This is a genomic window from Streptomyces sp. NPDC021749 (genome assembly GCF_040640655.1).
GTDB lineage: Bacteria > Actinomycetota > Actinomycetes > Streptomycetales > Streptomycetaceae > Streptomyces.
Genome location: NZ_JBFACE010000010.1, coordinates 200,999 through 217,251, shown reverse-complemented (window position 1 = coordinate 217,251; position 16,253 = coordinate 200,999). Strand labels below are relative to the sequence as shown.

The 16,253-nt window shown below is 72.1% G+C and carries 16 protein-coding genes; 9 read left to right on the top strand and 7 right to left on the bottom strand.

From position 1 onward, the window contains the following. Positions 1-242 precede the first annotated feature (242 nt). Positions 243-1,169 carry an MBL fold metallo-hydrolase gene (locus tag AB0G35_RS13180; RefSeq protein ID WP_360947863.1) on the bottom strand — a complete coding sequence of 309 codons (927 nt, stop codon included), beginning with the start codon at positions 1,167-1,169 and terminating at the stop codon, positions 243-245. 203 nt (positions 1,170-1,372) lie between these two features. Here AB0G35_RS13180 and AB0G35_RS13175 point away from each other — a divergent pair, with 203 nt between their 5' ends. From AB0G35_RS13175 to AB0G35_RS13165, 3 genes are read left to right on the top strand one after another with little or no spacing between them, the layout of a single operon-like run. Further along, on the top strand, positions 1,373-1,612 hold the full coding sequence (locus AB0G35_RS13175) for a hypothetical protein (protein ID WP_360947861.1): 240 nt from the start codon (positions 1,373-1,375) through the stop codon (positions 1,610-1,612). Then, a complete protein-coding gene (locus AB0G35_RS13170) occupies positions 1,596-3,077 on the top strand; it encodes an amidase (RefSeq protein ID WP_360947859.1) in 1,482 nt (493 codons plus the stop codon). Before AB0G35_RS13175 ends, AB0G35_RS13170 begins: the two co-directional genes overlap by 17 nt. A 28-nt stretch (positions 3,078-3,105) precedes the next feature. Continuing rightward, positions 3,106-3,678, top strand: coding sequence for a TetR/AcrR family transcriptional regulator (locus tag AB0G35_RS13165; RefSeq protein ID WP_360947857.1), 573 nt, complete (start codon positions 3,106-3,108; stop codon positions 3,676-3,678). Here the strand turns inward: AB0G35_RS13165 and AB0G35_RS13160 are convergent. Further along, the gene (locus tag AB0G35_RS13160) at positions 3,662-4,093 is read right to left on the bottom strand and encodes a tautomerase family protein (protein ID WP_360947855.1); all 432 of its coding nucleotides are present in this window, start codon (positions 4,091-4,093) and stop codon (positions 3,662-3,664) included. The genes AB0G35_RS13165 and AB0G35_RS13160 overlap by 17 nt on opposite strands. Before the next feature lie 186 nt (positions 4,094-4,279). Between AB0G35_RS13160 and AB0G35_RS13155 the strand changes: the two genes are divergently transcribed. Further along, positions 4,280-5,167 (top strand): LysR substrate-binding domain-containing protein, encoded by an 888-nt coding sequence (locus AB0G35_RS13155; protein WP_360947853.1) that lies wholly within the window; start codon positions 4,280-4,282, stop codon positions 5,165-5,167. Positions 5,168-5,183: 16 nt separating this feature from the next. Here the strand turns inward: AB0G35_RS13155 and AB0G35_RS13150 are convergent, their stop codons facing one another. The 4 genes from AB0G35_RS13150 to AB0G35_RS13135 form a co-directional block, all read right to left on the bottom strand. Next, positions 5,184-6,356 carry a winged helix DNA-binding domain-containing protein gene (locus AB0G35_RS13150; protein ID WP_360947851.1) on the bottom strand — a complete coding sequence of 391 codons (1,173 nt, stop codon included), beginning with the start codon at positions 6,354-6,356 and terminating at the stop codon, positions 5,184-5,186. A gap of 60 nt (positions 6,357-6,416) precedes the next feature. Then, positions 6,417-7,310: a DUF2268 domain-containing putative Zn-dependent protease gene (locus AB0G35_RS13145; RefSeq protein ID WP_360947849.1), complete on the bottom strand. Its 894-nt coding sequence runs from the start codon at positions 7,308-7,310 to the stop codon at positions 6,417-6,419. A 35-nt stretch (positions 7,311-7,345) separates the two neighbouring features. Then, entirely contained in the window at positions 7,346-7,585 is a 240-nt protein-coding gene (locus AB0G35_RS13140) for a hypothetical protein (protein ID WP_360947847.1), read from the bottom strand. A 430-nt stretch (positions 7,586-8,015) separates the two neighbouring features. Continuing rightward, positions 8,016-8,792, bottom strand: a complete 777-nt coding sequence (locus AB0G35_RS13135; protein WP_360947845.1) for an IclR family transcriptional regulator — start codon at positions 8,790-8,792, stop codon at positions 8,016-8,018. A 205-nt stretch (positions 8,793-8,997) separates the two neighbouring features. On the opposite strand from AB0G35_RS13135, the gene AB0G35_RS13130 reads away from it, so the two are divergent. Further along, positions 8,998-10,152 carry a mandelate racemase/muconate lactonizing enzyme family protein gene (locus tag AB0G35_RS13130; protein ID WP_360947843.1) on the top strand — a complete coding sequence of 385 codons (1,155 nt, stop codon included), beginning with the start codon at positions 8,998-9,000 and terminating at the stop codon, positions 10,150-10,152. 44 nt (positions 10,153-10,196) lie between these two features. After that, positions 10,197-11,231: an alcohol dehydrogenase catalytic domain-containing protein gene (locus AB0G35_RS13125; protein ID WP_360947841.1), complete on the top strand. Its 1,035-nt coding sequence runs from the start codon at positions 10,197-10,199 to the stop codon at positions 11,229-11,231. Positions 11,232-11,605: 374 nt separating this feature from the next. Here the strand turns inward: AB0G35_RS13125 and AB0G35_RS13120 are convergent, their stop codons facing one another. Continuing rightward, positions 11,606-12,283, bottom strand: coding sequence for a hypothetical protein (locus AB0G35_RS13120; RefSeq protein WP_360947839.1), 678 nt, complete (start codon positions 12,281-12,283; stop codon positions 11,606-11,608). 88 nt (positions 12,284-12,371) lie between these two features. Here AB0G35_RS13120 and AB0G35_RS13115 point away from each other — a divergent pair, with 88 nt between their 5' ends. From AB0G35_RS13115 to AB0G35_RS13105, 3 genes are all read left to right on the top strand, one after another. Further along, entirely contained in the window at positions 12,372-12,998 is a 627-nt protein-coding gene (locus tag AB0G35_RS13115) for a TetR/AcrR family transcriptional regulator C-terminal domain-containing protein (protein WP_360947837.1), read from the top strand. A gap of 473 nt (positions 12,999-13,471) precedes the next feature. Continuing rightward, positions 13,472-14,812, top strand: coding sequence for an MFS transporter (locus tag AB0G35_RS13110; RefSeq protein WP_360947835.1), 1,341 nt, complete (start codon positions 13,472-13,474; stop codon positions 14,810-14,812). A gap of 105 nt (positions 14,813-14,917) precedes the next feature. Then, the gene (locus AB0G35_RS13105; RefSeq protein WP_360947833.1) at positions 14,918-16,246 is read left to right on the top strand and encodes a non-ribosomal peptide synthetase; all 1,329 of its coding nucleotides are present in this window, start codon (positions 14,918-14,920) and stop codon (positions 16,244-16,246) included. The last annotated feature ends 7 nt before the right edge of the window (positions 16,247-16,253 follow it).

Here is a 16,253-nt window from a genome sequence, read left to right as displayed (position 1 = left end):
GGCATTGAGAGGCCGTCGGCTCGCCCGTTCACCACCTGCGGCACGTAATGCCGGCTGCAACGTGTCCCCTTCTGCGTCAAGGCTGTCGTCGTGCCCATCGTATGGACGTGGCCGGAGGGTGCAACGCAATTACGACCTGCGGCGATGCGGGCGATGACGGCGATGTCCTGCCCGCCGGGCTCCACGGTGCCGCGCGGGGCCGGTGCGCGGTCCGGCCGGGCACACCACCGGGCCCACGAAGGTCAGGACGAGACCCCCGGGACGGGCAACAGCCGGTAAGCGCCCGCCTCAGCGGTGACGAGGCCGGCGGTCGGCGGCGGGAAGTGGCTGCCGAGGAGCAGGGTGTGGGTGTCGGCGAGCGAGGCGATCAGTTCGCGGCGGCTGCGGACGGCTCGGGCGGGGTCGATGTCGACGCAGCTGGTGATGCCGGGGCGGTGCAGTTGCACGGGGTGATGGACGCAGTCACCGGTGATGACGGCCGCGTGCGCGCCGCTGCGGAGTTCCACCGCAACCTGCCCCAGCGTATGACCAGGGGTGGGCCGCAGCCGGATACCGGGGGCCACTTCGCTGCCCGTGTCCGGGACGTCGATCAGGTCGAACAGCCCGGCGTCCCGCACCGGATGGACCGAGTCACGGAACATCTGCCGACGCGGCTCATCCATCTCGACGCCGGCCCAGTAGTCCCACTCGGTTCGCGCGACAAGGTAACGGGCGCGGGGGAAGGTCGGGGCCCAACTCCCCTTTTTGTCAAAGGTGTTCCAGCCGACGTGATCGGTGTGCAGATGCGTCAGGATGACCAGGTCGACGCTTTCGGGCGGGAAGCCCGCCGCAGTGAGTCGCCGGAGATAGGGGGTGTCGAGGTGGTCCCAAGCCGGGTTGGCGCGGGTCTTGCCGTTGCCGATGCCGGTGTCGATCAGCACTCGCAGGCCGTTCGCCTCGACGGCGAAGCTGTGGCTGGCCAGCCGCAGCGCACCGTCGGAGGCGGCGAAGTCCGGTCGCAGCCAGGGGGCTTCGCCCACCACGTCGGGAGTGGCATCGGGCAGCAGCCAGTGGCCGGTCGGCGGCGGGAGTTCCGTCTCGTCGACGCGGTGCACCAGCAGATCGCCGACGGCCCAGGACGGCCCCGATCCGTGGGTGAGGGCGTGCGGGGCGGGCGCGAAGTGATGCATGACGTACCTCTCCAGCTAAAGCAATTCTTTTGCGTTAGTGGCACGGTATGCCGTACGGTCCACTAACGCAAACATTCAGCTTTAAGGGCGCCCGGCGTCGATACCGTGCGGCGCCGGCACGCTCACCCGCCCGCGCCCCCGCCACACACGCACCCCACACGCCGGCACCGCCCAACTCACGCCCCAGGAAAGGACGTTCCGCAGTGTCCACCGAAGATCTCACCCCGCAGGAGGCGGCCCGTTGGGCGCTGTGGGCCGGCCTGCCCGTGGAACCCGGACAGCTCGACGCGACAGCCGCCACGGCGAACCTCATCCAGCACGTGCTGCGCCCGCTGCGCGAACTGGATCTGACGGACGCCGCCCCCGCCGTCGCCCAGCCGACCCCCGCCCCCATGGCGGCACACCTCACAGGAGAGGAGCAGGCGGATGCGCTTGCCGTATGAGCTGTCGCTCGCCGACGCGGCGCGGGCGATCGCCGCCCGCGAGCTCTCACCGGTCGAACTGACCGACTCGGTCCTGGCGCGGATCGAGGAGGCGGACGGCGACCTCGGCGCCTACGTCACGGTATGCGCGGACGAGGCCCGGAAGGCCGCCGCACAGGCAGAACGGGAGATCGCGGCGGGCCGGCAGCGCGGACCGCTGCACGGCATCCCGATGACGCTGAAGGACCTCATCGACGCCGCCGGGTTGCCGACGACGGCCAGTTCACGGGTGCGCGCGGACCACACGGCCCGCAAGGACAGCGCCGTCGCGGCACGCCTCCGAAGCGCCGGGGCGGTACTGCTCGGCAAGACCCACACCCATGAATTCGCCTACGGCCTGACGACACCTCAGACACGGAACGCCTGGGCCGCCGACCGAGTGGCCGGCGGCTCCAGCGGCGGCTCCGCGGTGGCGGTCGCAGCAGGTGAGGCGATCTTCGCCATGGGGACGGACACCGGCGGCTCGATCCGCGTCCCTTCCGCCCTGAACGGCGTCGTAGGACTCAAGCCGACCTACGGACTCGTGCCCGTGGACGGCGTGACGCCGCTGTCCTGGTCCCTGGACCACGTCGGCCCGATCACCCGCACGGTGCACGACGCGGAACTCGTGCTCGCCGCCCTCACCGGACACCACACCACGGCAGGGGCCGCCGGCACGGACGAGGGCCTGGCCGGCCTGCGCATCGCCGTCCCCCGCACCTACTACTTCGACCGCGTGGCCCCCGAGGTCGCAGCCGCCGTCCGCACGGCCATCGAGCAACTCGCCGCACTCGGCGCGGAGTTGCGGGAGGTGGACATCCCCATGGCCGAGTATGTCCAGGCCGCCCAGTGGGGCGTCATGGTGCCCGAGGCCACCGCCTCCCACGAACAGACCCTGCGCACCTGCCCGGAGCTGTACGGAACCGACCTCCGCGTCCTGCTGGAGGCGGGCGGGCTCGTACCGGCGACCGACTACCTGCGCGCCCAGCGGGCCCGCACCCTGATGCAGCGCGCCTGGGCGCGGCTGTTCGACGAGATCGACCTCATCGCCGCGCCGACCGTGCCCTGCACGGCCGTCCACCGTGACCAGGAGGAGATCAGCTGGCCGGCCGCCGGAGACACCGAGCGCAGGTCCGCGGCGGGCCTCGGCGAGAGTGCGTCCGCCCCGCAGGTCACCGAGAGCGTGGCCGACGCCTACGTCAGACTGTCGGCACCGGCGAACCTCACGGGCCTGCCGTCGCTCTCCCTGCCCGTCGGCCTCGACGGCGCGGGGCTCCCCATCGGCATGCAGCTCATCGGCCGGGCACTCGACGAGGCCACGCTCCTGCGCGTCGGACGTGCCTACGAGACGGCCCACCCGCCCGTCACCCGCTTCGGCCCGGCAGCCCGTCAGCGTGCGCCCCTCCCCGCCCCCACTCCTGTCCTCCAGCCCCTCCGCCACCACTGATGCAATGATTTTGCGTTAACCTGGGGGCATGAGTCCCAAACCAGCTGCCCGGCCTGGAGGCCGCAGCGCCCGCGTACAGCAGTCCGTGCACGCGGCGGTGCGCGAACTCCAGGCCGAGCAGGGGCGCGGCGACCTCACGATCCCCCAGATCGCCGCGCGGGCCGGCGTGACCCCGTCGACCGTCTACCGCCGCTGGGGAGACCTCCAGGAGCTTCTCTCGGACGTCGCGGTGGAACGGCTGCGGCCCGAGGCGCCTCCGGCCGACCACGGAAACCTCCGCGCCGACCTGGAGCACTGGGCCGCCGCCTTCCTGGAGGAAATGTCGTCCCCGCCGGGGCGCGCGTACCTCCGCGACGCCCTGGCCGGCGACCCGGACGGCGGCAACTCCGGGCAGTGCTCCGCCTACGCCGTCGACCAGGTCGACACCCTCCTCACCAGGGCCGCGCAGCGCGGTGAACACGTACCGGACACCGACACCGTGATGGATCACGTCGTGGCGCCCTTGATGTACCGCATCCTCTTCCGCCCGGGCCTCCTCGACCCGCAGTACGCCCGCGACCTGGTCGCCACCGTCCTCTACCGGCTCATGCCGTTGCCGTGACCGGGCGCCGCGGTGCCGGCTGCGTACCTGCCGGCCGGCGGTAGAAGTCGAATTGCGTGACCCCGTTGTAGCCGTAGCTCTCGGGGTGCAGTTCGTGCAGTGCGACACCGGCCCGGGGAAGCGGGCCGAGGATCTCCGACAGCAGCTCACCGGCCCGGGCGATGAAGTCCGCCTTCTCCGCGGCACTGTTGGTCCCCAGGGTGAGACTGCCCTCCACATGCGCGTCACGGTGGCCGCTCAGTGGCTTGCCGTCGACGAAGTAGCTGTCGGCCGGCACCAGGTTGAGCTGGACGATGGTGCGCGCGCTGGACTTGTTCAGGACCGAGACCGCCAGCTCGGTCAGCCCCTCGGCGAGGGCGCGCCGGATGTCGGCCGGAAGGTCGGGGTCGGGAACGGTGACCCGGAAGTACGGCATGGCCTGCCTACCTCTCGTCTGTGTCTGGATGCTCCGCATCCGGTGCGGTACCGGAATGCTCTGCATCTGCTTGCTCTGCGCCCCGTACACGGCCCCTTGCCGGAGCCGGCGTGGCACTCGGCAAGCGTCCCCGACCTGGCACCATAGATCCAACGCATAGCCGTCATACGGATATGAGGCTGACGCATGACCGTGAACCTTCCCCAACTCCGGGCCTTCCTGGCCGTCGTGGACGCGGGCGGTTTCAGTGCGGCAGCCGCCGAGCTGGGCATGAGCCAGTCCGCGGTGTCGCACGCCGTCGCTTCCCTGGAACGCGCGCTGTCCGCGCCCCTGCTGGTCCGGGCAACCCCGGCCCGTACCACCGCGCTCGGCGAACGGGTCCTTCCGCACGCCCGCCTCGCGGTGTCCTCGGCCCGCTCCGTGGAACAGATCGCGGCCAGTGCCACCGAGACGATGACCGGGATCGTCCGGCTGGCCGCCACGCCCACGGTCTGCCAGGGGCTGGTCCCCCGCCTGCTCCGGCACTGGCGCGAAGATCAACCCCGCCTGACGGTCCGGGTCTTCGAGGGGGACAGCGCCGAGGTCGCCACCTGGCTCGACGACGGAACGGCCGATGCCGCCGTCCTGATCGACCCGGAGCCCGGCCCCGGCGTCCAGCTCGCCGTGGACGGCTACCGGGCACTGCTGCCCCGGGACCACCCCCTGGCGGGCGAGCCGGCCGTCGACATCCGCGACCTGGAGGACGACCAGTTCCTGATCTCGCCCAACGGCTGCGAGGCCCGTATCCGTACGATCCACAAGCTGGCCGGGCTGCGCTTCGACCCCACTCACCGGGTACGGGACCTGGCGACCCTCATCAGCATGGTGCAGGCCGGCATCGGGGTGACGATCCTCTCCGAGGTCTCCCGCACCCTCGTCCCCCCTGACCTGGTCCTGCTGCCGCTGGCGCCCGAGACCTCGCGCCGCCTCGTACTGACCGGCCCGCAGGCCCGCGCCTGGCACCCGGCGATCCGCACCCTGGCGGAGTCCGCCGCCGACCACCTGGCCCACTCCACGTCCCGGCCGACCACCTAGCGGAGGTCCGTCTCCCCTAGCCCGGCAACAGTCGTACCTGTGCCTCACCGGGCAGCGAGAGCTTGCCCCACCAATGGTGGCAGCGGCGATAGACCTCGGCCTCGCGGTCGGCCAGCACGGCTGTCAAGGAACGCGCCTCCGCCGCGAGCCCGTCCCACGCGGCGGCCGGGAGCGCATGGAACGCCGTCGCTTCGATGCCTCCGTCGACCGGGCGCCACACTCCGGCGACGTACCCGTCGACCAGCAGCGTCGGCAGCACGTCGCCGTTGGAGCGGATCACCAGCCGGCGGTAGGCCGGGGGTATCACGCGGCTGCGGTCGGCGTAGGCGAGCAGGACGCTGTCCCACATCGCCATCAGCCGGGGCGGGGCCGGCGTGTCCGCGGGCGGCCGCGGGGCGCCGGGGAGGTCGAACAGCGTGCTGCCGTCCGGGCCTTCAAGCCGTTCGACGGCACCGCCGGGGGTGTCGAGAGCGGTGAGTGCGGTGAGCACCTGGCGGACCGGTGCGCGCCGGACCGTGGCGAACTGCGCCACGTCCGCCACCGACGCCGGCCCGAACCCCGCCAGATAGCGCAGGACGAGGGTGGTCAGCGCCTCCCTCCTCGTCTCCCGGCCCGTGGGCACGGGGCCGGTGCGCGCCGCGGTGTACGACGGCCGGGTGCCGAACGACCACGGGCCGCCCGTCGGAACGTGCAACAGCGGTGCGTAGGCCCGCAGCCCCCACCACGCCCCCGCCTTCCGCTCCGGTCCGACCTGCTGCTCCACCCACTTCTCCATCTCGGCGGAAGTGCGGGCCTGTTCGGCGAACTTCACCGCTTCCGGCACCAGTGCGTCGCCGTCCGCGGGCGTGAGTCCTGTGGCGGCGAAGTGGTAGCCGAGCCGTGAGGCGTACAGCGTCGGCTGCATCGCCTCGCGGAAGACCTGGTAGTCATCGGCGTGCACCGCATGCAAGGTCATCCGCAGCAGGGTCGCCTTGACGGCCGCGCCCCGGGCGAACGCGTCATCCATGTCCGCCGCCTTGAACCCGGCGATCCGGTTCCACAGCGCGAGATACGGCGAGGCCGCATGCTGAGCCTGCAGCGCCACCAGCCGACGAACCGCCTCAACGATCCCCAACTTCGCTCGCTCAAGCAGCAGTTGACGCCCCAGGGTGGCCCGATTGAGTCCGCGCGCGGTGATGTTGACCTTCACGGCCGCGATTCTGCCGTGCCCGCGCCGGCGTCCGCCACCACAGTCGCCCCCGTCCCGCTGTCACGCGCCGGTCGCCACCCCCGCGTTGCGGAGCACCTCCCGCGCCGGCAGTGCGACGCTCTGAGCGGCGGTGAGCCCGGAGGCCGCCAGATGCGCGTCCACGATCCGCAGCCCCACCCCGTATCCGGCGAAGTCCGGCAGTCCCACGGTGGGCTGCCCCAACCGCCGCGCGGTGGCATCGCCCAGCACATACCCGGTCAGGTTCTGCATCCCGGCGACATCGATATCGGCAGTGATCTTCTCGTACGCGCTGTCCAGCCCGGCGCCGCTCAGCGCCGTCGCCCACGGACCCATGGCCTCCTCCCCGGCCAACTCCCGTACGAACGCCTCGGCCAGCCCCTCGGCGACGACGTGTTCGCCCACCGTCACGGCCATCGGGTCCCACACCACATTCGCGTACCGCACGTTGTGGTGGAGCTCGTGCGCAGCAGCGTGGCCGATCTTCTCCAGGCTCGTCGCGGTGGGCCACATCACCAGATGAATCGCCCCCGGAATCCCTCCCGTCCCGAAGTAGCCACTGCTCCGCACCGTCAGGTGGTCATCATCCGGATCACCCAGTACCAGGACGACATGCACGGTCTCCGCATGCTTGATCCCCGGCACCGCCTGGCTGATCCTCTCCCACGCCGCCGCAAGCGACTCCTCGATCCGCTCCCACACCCGCGCGTCCCGCATCTGCTGCACGGCGGCCAGATACCGCGCATCCTCCCGATCGATCCGAAAGCCACTCCCCATCTCCCGGTGCATCTGCACCAAATCCACGTCCCCCATCAGCGGAGCCATCACCCGCTGCAGCGGATCGAGCATCTCCCGCAGCGCCTCGGGACGCTCCTCCAGCGGTCGCTGCAGGAGGTCGATCATGGCGGAGGCGGTGTCGTGCACAACGATCTTCATGCCACGGGACCGTAGGGCCTCCTGTTACAGGAGGGTCAAGCGGCGTTGAGTGCGGGCCGCGGGCATCGGTGCGGTGGCCTCGCTTCCTCGGGCAGGAACGGATCCCGTCCCGGACAACGCCCGTTCCGTAGTGCTGCCAGCCCGAGGACGAGGGCCATCAGGACAAGGCCGCTGCGGTTGCCCTTGAGCCCCGGGAAGGCATCGGGTGAGTCGAGCTCGGTGGTGGCCGCGAAGCTCACCAGGATCAGCAGGGCGCTGAGCAATATCAGCCCCACGGTCAGGCAGCCTCCGGCGAATCTGCCGGAGGCTGCCTTCGGGCCCTCGGGGGTTCCCTGGTGTCGGGTTGTGCGTCATCCGGTCATCGAACCGGAGAGTCGGGGCGGCAGCAATATGATCCAGGCCCCGGCCGACCAACGGAAGCCTGCCAGCGTCAGAGCGGTCCCTGCAGGCCGCCGCCTCCCGTCGGGGAGGAGGGACGGTAGTGGTAGATCAAGCCCGCGTGCTGGTTGGGCCGGGCCGCTCGGTGGGAGTCGGGGTGGTCGAACCGGGGGCGGCGCCCGTGGAGCACGAAATGCGCCACGCGGGAGGTTAAGCGGCTGAGGCCGTCTGCTGTCATCGTTCCTCCATTTATGGGGCGGTCCGTCGCCGGGTCCCAGGTGGGGCGCTCGCCGAGCGTGGCCGAGGCGCGGACCGCGAGCTCGGCCTTCATCGGTGGCCGCCGCGGTGCCCCAGGCGTACGGAGAGGTCGCCCGCGCCCTTGGCGGCCAGCTCCGCGAGCTCGGCCTCGCGTTCCTCGCTCCAGCGGATCACGGGTACGGAGATCGACAGGGCGGCGACGACCCGGCCCGTGCCGTCCCGTACGGGCGCGGCCACGCAGTTCACGTCCGGGTTGGACTCGCGGTGCTCGACGGCGATGCCGCGCTCGCGGGCGACGGCGAGTGCGGCGCGGAGCGCCTCGGGGTCGGTGATGCTGTGGTGCGTCATCGCGTCCAGTGCGCCCGCTTCCTGGATGCGGAGGTCCAGTTCGTCGGTGGGCAGGGCGGCGAGCAGCATCTTGCCGACGGCGGTGCAGTGCGCGGGGAGCCGGCGGCCGGCGGCCGAGACCATGCGGACCGCGTGGATGGAGTCGACCTTGGCGATGTAGATGACGTCGAGGTCCTCCAGGATCGCGACGTGCACGGTCTCGTCGCAGGTCTCGGCGACCTCGCGGGCCACCTGCTGGCCCTCGGCGGCGAGGTCGAGCTGTTCGGCGTAGCGGCTGCCGAGCTGGTAGGGGCGGACGCCGAGGCGGTAGTGGCCGGGCCGGCCGGGGGCGGGAACCAGATACGAGCGGGCGGCGAGGGTGGTGACCAGTTCGTGCACGGTGGTGCGCGGCAGCTGCAGTTTCCGGGTGATGTCGGGCGCGGAGAGGGTTCCGTCGCCTTCCAGGAACAGCTCAAGGATGTCGAGCGCCCTGGTCACCGCGGGGACCAGACGTCCCATGTGCCTCACCACCCGTTTCGTTCGAGGAGCCGGTCACTGACCGGTATACCGAACGCAGGCTACGCACAGGGTGGTTCGCGGGGCAATGGTGGGGACGTGCCGGCCGCTGCGCACCCCATTGACACCCCTGTCGGGAGCTGACTACGGTCACGCCACCATTTCGAACGAGTGACGAAATTTCGAACGACATGGAGGGGGAATTGCCGTGCGCATCACGGGAATCAGCACACACGTCGTCGGAACCCCCTGGCGCAATCTCACCTATGTGCTCGTCCACACCGACGAGGGGCTGACCGGGGTCGGCGAGACCAGGATGCTCGGCCGCACCGATGCCCTGCTCGGCTATCTGCGCGAGGCCGAGGCCAACCACCTCCGCGGGTCGGACCCGTTCGCGGTCGAGGATCTGGTCCGTCGGATGAAGTACGGGGATTACGGGCGGGCCGGTGAGATCGTGATGTCCGGGATCGCCTGTGTGGAGATGGCCTGTTGGGACATCAAGGGCAAGGCGCTCGGCGTTCCGGTGTGGCAGCTGCTCGGCGGCCGGGTCACCGATCGTGTGCGGGCGTACGCCAACGGCTGGTACACCAGCGAGCGCACCCCGGAGGCGTACCACAAGGCGGCGCAGGACGTGATGGCGCGCGGCTACCGGGCCCTGAAGATCGATCCGTTCGGGACCGGGCGCTTCGAGCTGGATCACGAACGGACCCGGTACGCCGTGTCATTGATCGAGGCGGTGCGGGACGCCATCGGACCGGACACCGAGCTGATGCTGGAGATGCATGGCCGGTTCAGCCCGGCCACGGCGGTCCGGCTCGCCCGTGAGCTGGCGCCCTTCCGGCCCGCCTGGCTGGAGGAACCGGTGCCGCCGGAGAACCTCAAGGCGCTCAAGAAGGTCGCGGACAAGGTGGAGCTGCCGGTGGCGACCGGTGAACGCATCCACGACCGGATCGAGTTCCGGGAGCTGTTCGAGGCGCAGGCCGCCGACATCATCCAGCCGGACCTCGGCCACCTCGGCGGCATCCTCGAAGCGCGCAAGCTCGCCGCGACGGCCGAGACGCATTATGTGCTGGTGGCCCCGCACAACGTCGGCGGCTCGGTGCTGACCGCTGCCTCGCTCCAACTGGCCGCCTGCACAGCGAACTTCAAGGTACTGGAGCACTTCAACGACTTCGCGGACGCGGAGATCACGAAGGTGGTGCGGGGTGCCCCGTACGTCGATCCGGAGACCGGCTGCTTCTCGGTGTCGCACGCCCCCGGGCTCGGCGTCGAGTTCGACGCGGACGCCGCGGCCGCATTCCCGCGGCAACAGGCCCGGTTCGACCTCTGGGCCGAGGGCTGGGAGCAGAGGCGGCCGCGGTGAGCCCGGCGGGCGGGGAGGCGGACGACCGAACGGGCGGACGTGCAGTGGAGTGGGAGCGCGGGGCGGCGGTCAGTCGCTCGATCGTCGTCGAGCGGCCCGGGCAGCACCGGCTGGTGTACGGCGCGGTGCCCGAGCCCGGCCCGGGCGAGGTCCTGGTGCGGGTCGCCGCCGCCGGGATCTGTCTGAGCGACCGCGAGGTCTACGACGGCCGGCGCGACGCCGGGTACATCGACTATCCCGTCGTGCCCGGTCACGAGTGGTCGGGCACGGTGGCGGCGGTCGGCGCGGGGGTCGATCCGGCGCTGGTGGGGCGCAAGACGGTGGCCGAGGGATTCCGGGCGTGCCGGAAGTGCGAGCGCTGCCGGGCCGACGAGACCAGTCTGTGCACCAGCGGGTACGCCGAGACCGGGTTCACCGAGCCGGGCGGGTTCGCCGACCATCTCACGGTGCCGGCAGCGCTGTTGCACCCGTTGCCCGACGACGCCGATCTGCGGGCCGCCGCGTTGTTGGAGCCGACCGCCGTGGTCGCCGCTGCGGTGCGGGCCGGGCGGCCGCGGCCCGGGGAGCGGATCGCGGTGGTCGGTGCGGGAACCCTCGGGCTGCTGGCGGTGCAGCTGCTGGCCGCGTCGGAGCCGGCCGAGCTGGTGGTGGTCGACCCGCGGTCGGGGCGCCGGGCACGGGCGCTGCGGTGTGATGCGAGCGCGGTGTGCACGCCCGAGCAGGCGACGCAGCAAAACGGCTGCTTCGACCTGGTCGTGGAGACCGCGGGAGCGCGCTCGACCGCGGCCTCGTCCTGTCTGCTGGCCCGCCGGGGCGGCCGGGTGGTGCTCACCGGGATGTTCCCACCGGGCGCGACCGGGATCGATCCGGTGCATCTGGCCCTGAGCCAGCTGGAGATCCGGAGCATCTTCGGGGCACCGTCGGCGGCCTGGTCGTACGCGGTGCGCGCCTTCGGCCGCGGGCTGCTCGATCCGGCGCCGCTCATCACCCATGAGTTCCCGCTGGAGCGGTTCGCCGAGGCCATCGCGCTGGTCGGCGACGGCGACCCGGGGACGGGGCAAGTGCTCCTGCGTCCCTGAGTGGCCACCGTGCCGGAACGGCCGCGGCACTCCTGAGACGTGCGGTGGTACGGGAGCAGCGCCCGCCCCGTACCACCGCACCCCAAGCCTCCGTACGCCCGCCCTCTCGCACATCGGCGGCTCCACCCGCATCTGCTCCGGCGGCGCGGGGCTGCGCGCCCGCGGCCATGACGCATTCGCCGGAGGTGTCGACGTCGCCCTGCGCGCAGCGGAGTTGGGGGTGCGCGGTCTGCTCGTGGCGGACGAGGGTGCGCTGGGGACGCTGCACCGGCTGCGGGCGGCACCGGCTCCGGCCCGCTCCGGGAGGTCGGAGCTCCGGTCGAGCGCGGCGCGCTGCGCGTCGCCGACTGCTCTCGCCTTCGTCCGACTCGCCGTTACGCGGAGTGCGGCGACGGCTCGGTGTCCGTGCGCCCCAAGGAGCGGCGCACCGCCCAGGCCAGGGCGCCGAGCGCGAAGCCGTACACGGCGACCAGGCCGTGGCCGTTCTCCTGCAGGAGCCACATCAGCAGGCCGAGCACCGGGACGGCGATCGCGAGGGCCTGCTGCTTCTTGACGCGGGTGCGGGTCAGGAGTGCCACGGCCAGGGTGGCCCCGAGGAAGTACGTCGCGCCGGAACTGCCGGCGAAGTTGCGCGGGTCCGTGCTGGGGCCGCTGCCGAGACCGAGCAGGGCGTCGAGGTGTTCCGGCAGAAGGATGCCGGCGGCGAAGAAGACCAGGGTCAGCGTGCCGCCCCAGAGCCACTGCGCGAGCGCGGCCGCGAGGGCGAGGGTGGCGATGTTCCACAGGGCGCCGGCCGGGCCGCCGTTCTGCATGAAGACCGAGGTGAGCACCCGCCACCAGCCGGTCTTGGCCGGGTCGCTGTCGAGCGCGGCCATGGCGCCCGACCAGCACAGCTGCAGCGCGACACCGGCCACCGCCAGGACGGTCAGGCCGACCGCGGCCCACGGGACGGGGCGGCCGCGCAGCGAGTCCCGTCCGATCGCGCCGAGCCCGCAGTTGATGATCATCACCATCAACGCGGCCGTGCTCACGTGGAAAAGCAGCCCGCCCATGTCCCGCCCCCTGCAGCACCGTTCGAAATGGTCGGGCGGAGGCTAACACAGCTTTCGAACACCGTTGGAAAACCTTTAGGGTCAGGGGATGAAGCTCACCAAGGAACGGATCATCGATGCCGGTATGGCCACGTTCGCCGAGGTCGGATACCACGCCCTGTCCATGCGTCAGGTGGCCGAACGGCTCGGCGCGCACGCGGGCAGCCTCTACTACCACGTACGCGGCAAGGACGAGTTGCTCGCGATGATGGCCGACCGGGTCTGTCGGCAGGCGTACGACGCCGGCGGCGCCGCGCTGGCCGCGCTGCCGCCCGAGGCCCCCTGGCAGGACCGGATCGAGGTCCAGGCCACCACGCTGCGCCAGGCCCTGCTCAAGCATCCCGGCGGCGCGCTCTTACTGGTCGACAGCCCCAGAATGCTCAGTACCGGCGGCCTCTCCCTGATGGAACGCCTGCTGCACACCCTCCTCGACGCCGGTGTCCCCTCCGAACACAGCGGCACCGCCGCCGACACCCTGCTCAGCCACATCACCGGCTTCGTCCTCCAGGAACAGAGCGGGACCGAGGTGGCCCCCGTCACCGAAGAGGTCTACGCGGACCTGCACGCGCGCTTCCCGCTCCTGCTCACGCAGATGCCCCGGCTCAGCCAGGACGAGAAGTTCCGGCGCAGCGTGCACCTCCTGTGCCGGGCCGTCGCCACCCTCATCGAGGGGTGACTCCCCCGCCGCAGCCGAGGTGCAAAGGCCGCACATGACGGACGTTCGGGGCAGCGGCACCCGGTCGGCGCGGTCCGCGTGCCGCGGCTCGTGTTCGGCCGGCCGGCACGTTGGGCGGCGGTGAGGGCCGCGACCGGTACGGTGCCGACAGCCCGGGTCCACTTCTCCGGCCCTCCGAGGTCGCCGTGGCCGCATAGCGGGTGAATCGCGGGTTCCGTTCATAACGGGACATCGATGGCAGTTTTCGGTCAGAGTGCGGCATGTGGCACTCCGTGCGAACCGGAGGGATCTTGAGCACGCGTCGGCCTTACCGGACCTGCCCCGCACCAGGACACCGCCAGTGCCAGACATCCCGCGTTTTCCGCGATCTGACGGAAAATTTTCGGTTTGTGTGCGCAATTGGTAAAGAAAACCGTCTGAAACTGCGCTCTTCGTTTTGACTGGCGATCGCCGGGTCCCCGAATGTCATCGACATGCCCGTCAGCCCCCGAGCCGCCACAAGCGGCCCGCTGCGCATGCCCGAGTTCCGCCTGCTCCTCACCGGAGCCGCGGCCGGACTCTTCGGTTCCCAGGTCACCCTGGTCGCGCTGCCCCTCGTCGCAGTACTCCAGCTCAACGCCCCCGCTTTCCAGGTGGGTCTGCTCACCGCTGCCGAGACCGCGGCGTTCCTGCTGGTCGGCCTGCCCGCGGGGGCCTGGGTCGACCGGATGCGGAAGCTGCCGCTGCTGATCCGTGCCGATGTGGTGCGGGCCGTGGCCATGGCGAGCATTCCCCTGGCCGCGGTCGCCGGGGTGCTGACGATGACCCAGCTGTATGTCGTCGCCCTGGTCACCGGCGTGGCCACGGTCTTCTTCGACGTCGCCCACCAGAGCTTCGTGCCCCAACTGCTGACCAAGGACCAACTGGTCGCCGGCAACGGGGCGCTGGAGACCGTCCGCTCCTCGGCACAGGTCGCGGGCCCCGGGCTCGGCGGTGGCCTGGTGCAGCTGCTCGGCGCGCCGCTGGCCATCGTGGCGGACGCCTGCGGTTACGCGCTCTCCGCACTGTTCCTGTGGCGCATCAAGCGGCCGGAGACCCTCCCGGAGCGCGTGCCGGGGGCCTCACTGCGCAAGGACGTCGGTGAGGGGCTGCGCTTCGTGTTCGGCCACCGTCTGCTACGGGTGATCGCCGTGGCCACCGGGCTGGCCAATCTCTTCTCCGCCATGCTGATGGCCACCCAGTCCGTCTTCCTGGTACGGGAGCTGGGGCTGGCACCCGCAGCGGTCGGTCTGGTGCTGTCCGCCGCCGCGCTCGGTGGGCTGGCGGGTGCCCTGTGCGCCGGCCCGCTCGCCGCCCGCCTCGGCCGGGCCCGGATCATCTGGCTCTCCGCCCTGGCCACCGGGCCGTTCGCGCTGCTGTGGCCCCTGTCCGGGCGCGGCGCGGGAGCGTCGTTGTTCGCCCTCGGCTCCGGCGTGGTCTTCTTCGGGGCGGTCGTCTACAACGTCGCCCAGGTCAGCTTCCGGCAGACCGTCTGCCCACCGAGGCTGCTCGGCCGGATGAACGCCACGCTGCGGTTCGTGATGTGGGGCACCCTGCCCCTCGGTGCGCTGGTCGGCGGCGCCCTGGCCGATGCGTTCGGCGCCCGCGTGGCGCTGGTGTGGTGCGCGGCGGGGTTCCTCGCCGTACCGCTGCCGCTGCTGCTGTCGCCGCTGCGGCGAATGCGTGAACTTCCGGGCGCCGAGGGCGGGTTGGGCACCGCGGATGAGGAGTTGAACGAGGGCACCGACGCCGGTGCCGACGCCGACCAGCCGGTCGAGGCCGCCGGACGCGGCTGACGCGCGCGGCGATGAGAGGGCGCTCCGCCCGAGCCCGCCCGCCCCTCCTCTCCCCTCCCTCTCCCACCTCCCCCCACTTCACTTCTCCTCCCCAGAGAGGCTTCCGTGCACAGCATCACGAGCCAGTACCTGGCCCGCTTCCACCGGCTCGACGACGGGGCACCGGCCCTGTTGCCGGTCACCGGTGCCCAGCGGCGCTTCGTCCTCGTACGGGCCATGGACCCGGCCGGGCGGCCCGACCTGGTGCCGATGTTCTTCTCCTTCCCGCGCGGCACGGTGGACCTCGCGCGCCTCACCGCGGCCGCCCTGCGCCTCGCCGTACTGCATCCGGTGCTGCGCGCCCGTCCTGAGGTACTGCGGGGTACGCCGGTGCTCCGGCTGGGGGCGCCGGAGGTTCCGGTGACGCGGGTGGTCCTCGCGCCGGGGGAGGACACGGCGGCCGCGCTGCGGCGGGTCCTGGACGACTGGGCCCCGCAGGGGGCGCCGCTGCGGCTGTTCCTCGTGACGGATGCCCCGGACGGCGCGGACGGCCAGGAGGGACCGGGCGCCGACGGGCCGCGGGAGGTGCTCGCCGTCGTGCTGGAGCACACCGCGTGCGACGGCCAGTCGCTGAACCGGATCGTCGAGGAGCTGGGTGCCGCCTACGCCGCGGGCCGCGCGGCGGACGGCCCGTCGCCCGCCGATGCCGCCGCCGAGCTGGACGCCTACCGGGAGGCCGTACTCCTGCAGTTGGCCGCGGAGGAGCAGGCGGGTTCGCCGGCCGCGATGGCCTACTGGGGCGACCGGCTCCGCGCGGTGCGTGAACGGGCGCGGCCCGCGAACGCGCCGGCGGGCCCGGCGCACGACGGGCTGCCGAGCGGTTCGGCCGAGCGGCGGATACCCGCCCCGGAGACCGGGGCGTCCTTCCCCCGTCTGCTCGACGCCTGCCGCGCCGCCGCCGAGGTGCTGTACGGGAAGGGCCACGTGGTGCCGCTCGGCTATCCGTGGGGCGGCCGTCCGCACGGCGCCGCGCCGGTGCTCGGCTGCTTTCTCAACACCGTGGTCTTCCCCACCGCGACGGGCACCGGCCCGGTGACGCCGGAGGAGACGGCCGGTGCGTGGTGGGACGATCTCGACCACGCCGGCACGCCGTTCGACGCGGTGGTGCACGCGGCACGGGCCGCCGGTTCCGGATGGCGGGGCGGCCTCGACGGGCTGCTGACCGTGGACGACGCCCGGCGGCGGCCCCCGCTCCGGCTCGGCGGTGTCACGGGCCGGGAGGTCCACATCGACGGCAGAGCGGTGCGCGGGCCCTTCGCGGTGTCCGTCGCCCAGGGCCCGGAACTGCAACTGCGCATGGTGTGGGACCGCGCGGTGCACTCCGACGAGACGGCCGAGGGCGCCTTCGCCGCGCTGACCGGCGCGTTGGGTGCCCCGCCCGCCACGGCCGGCTGACCCGGCC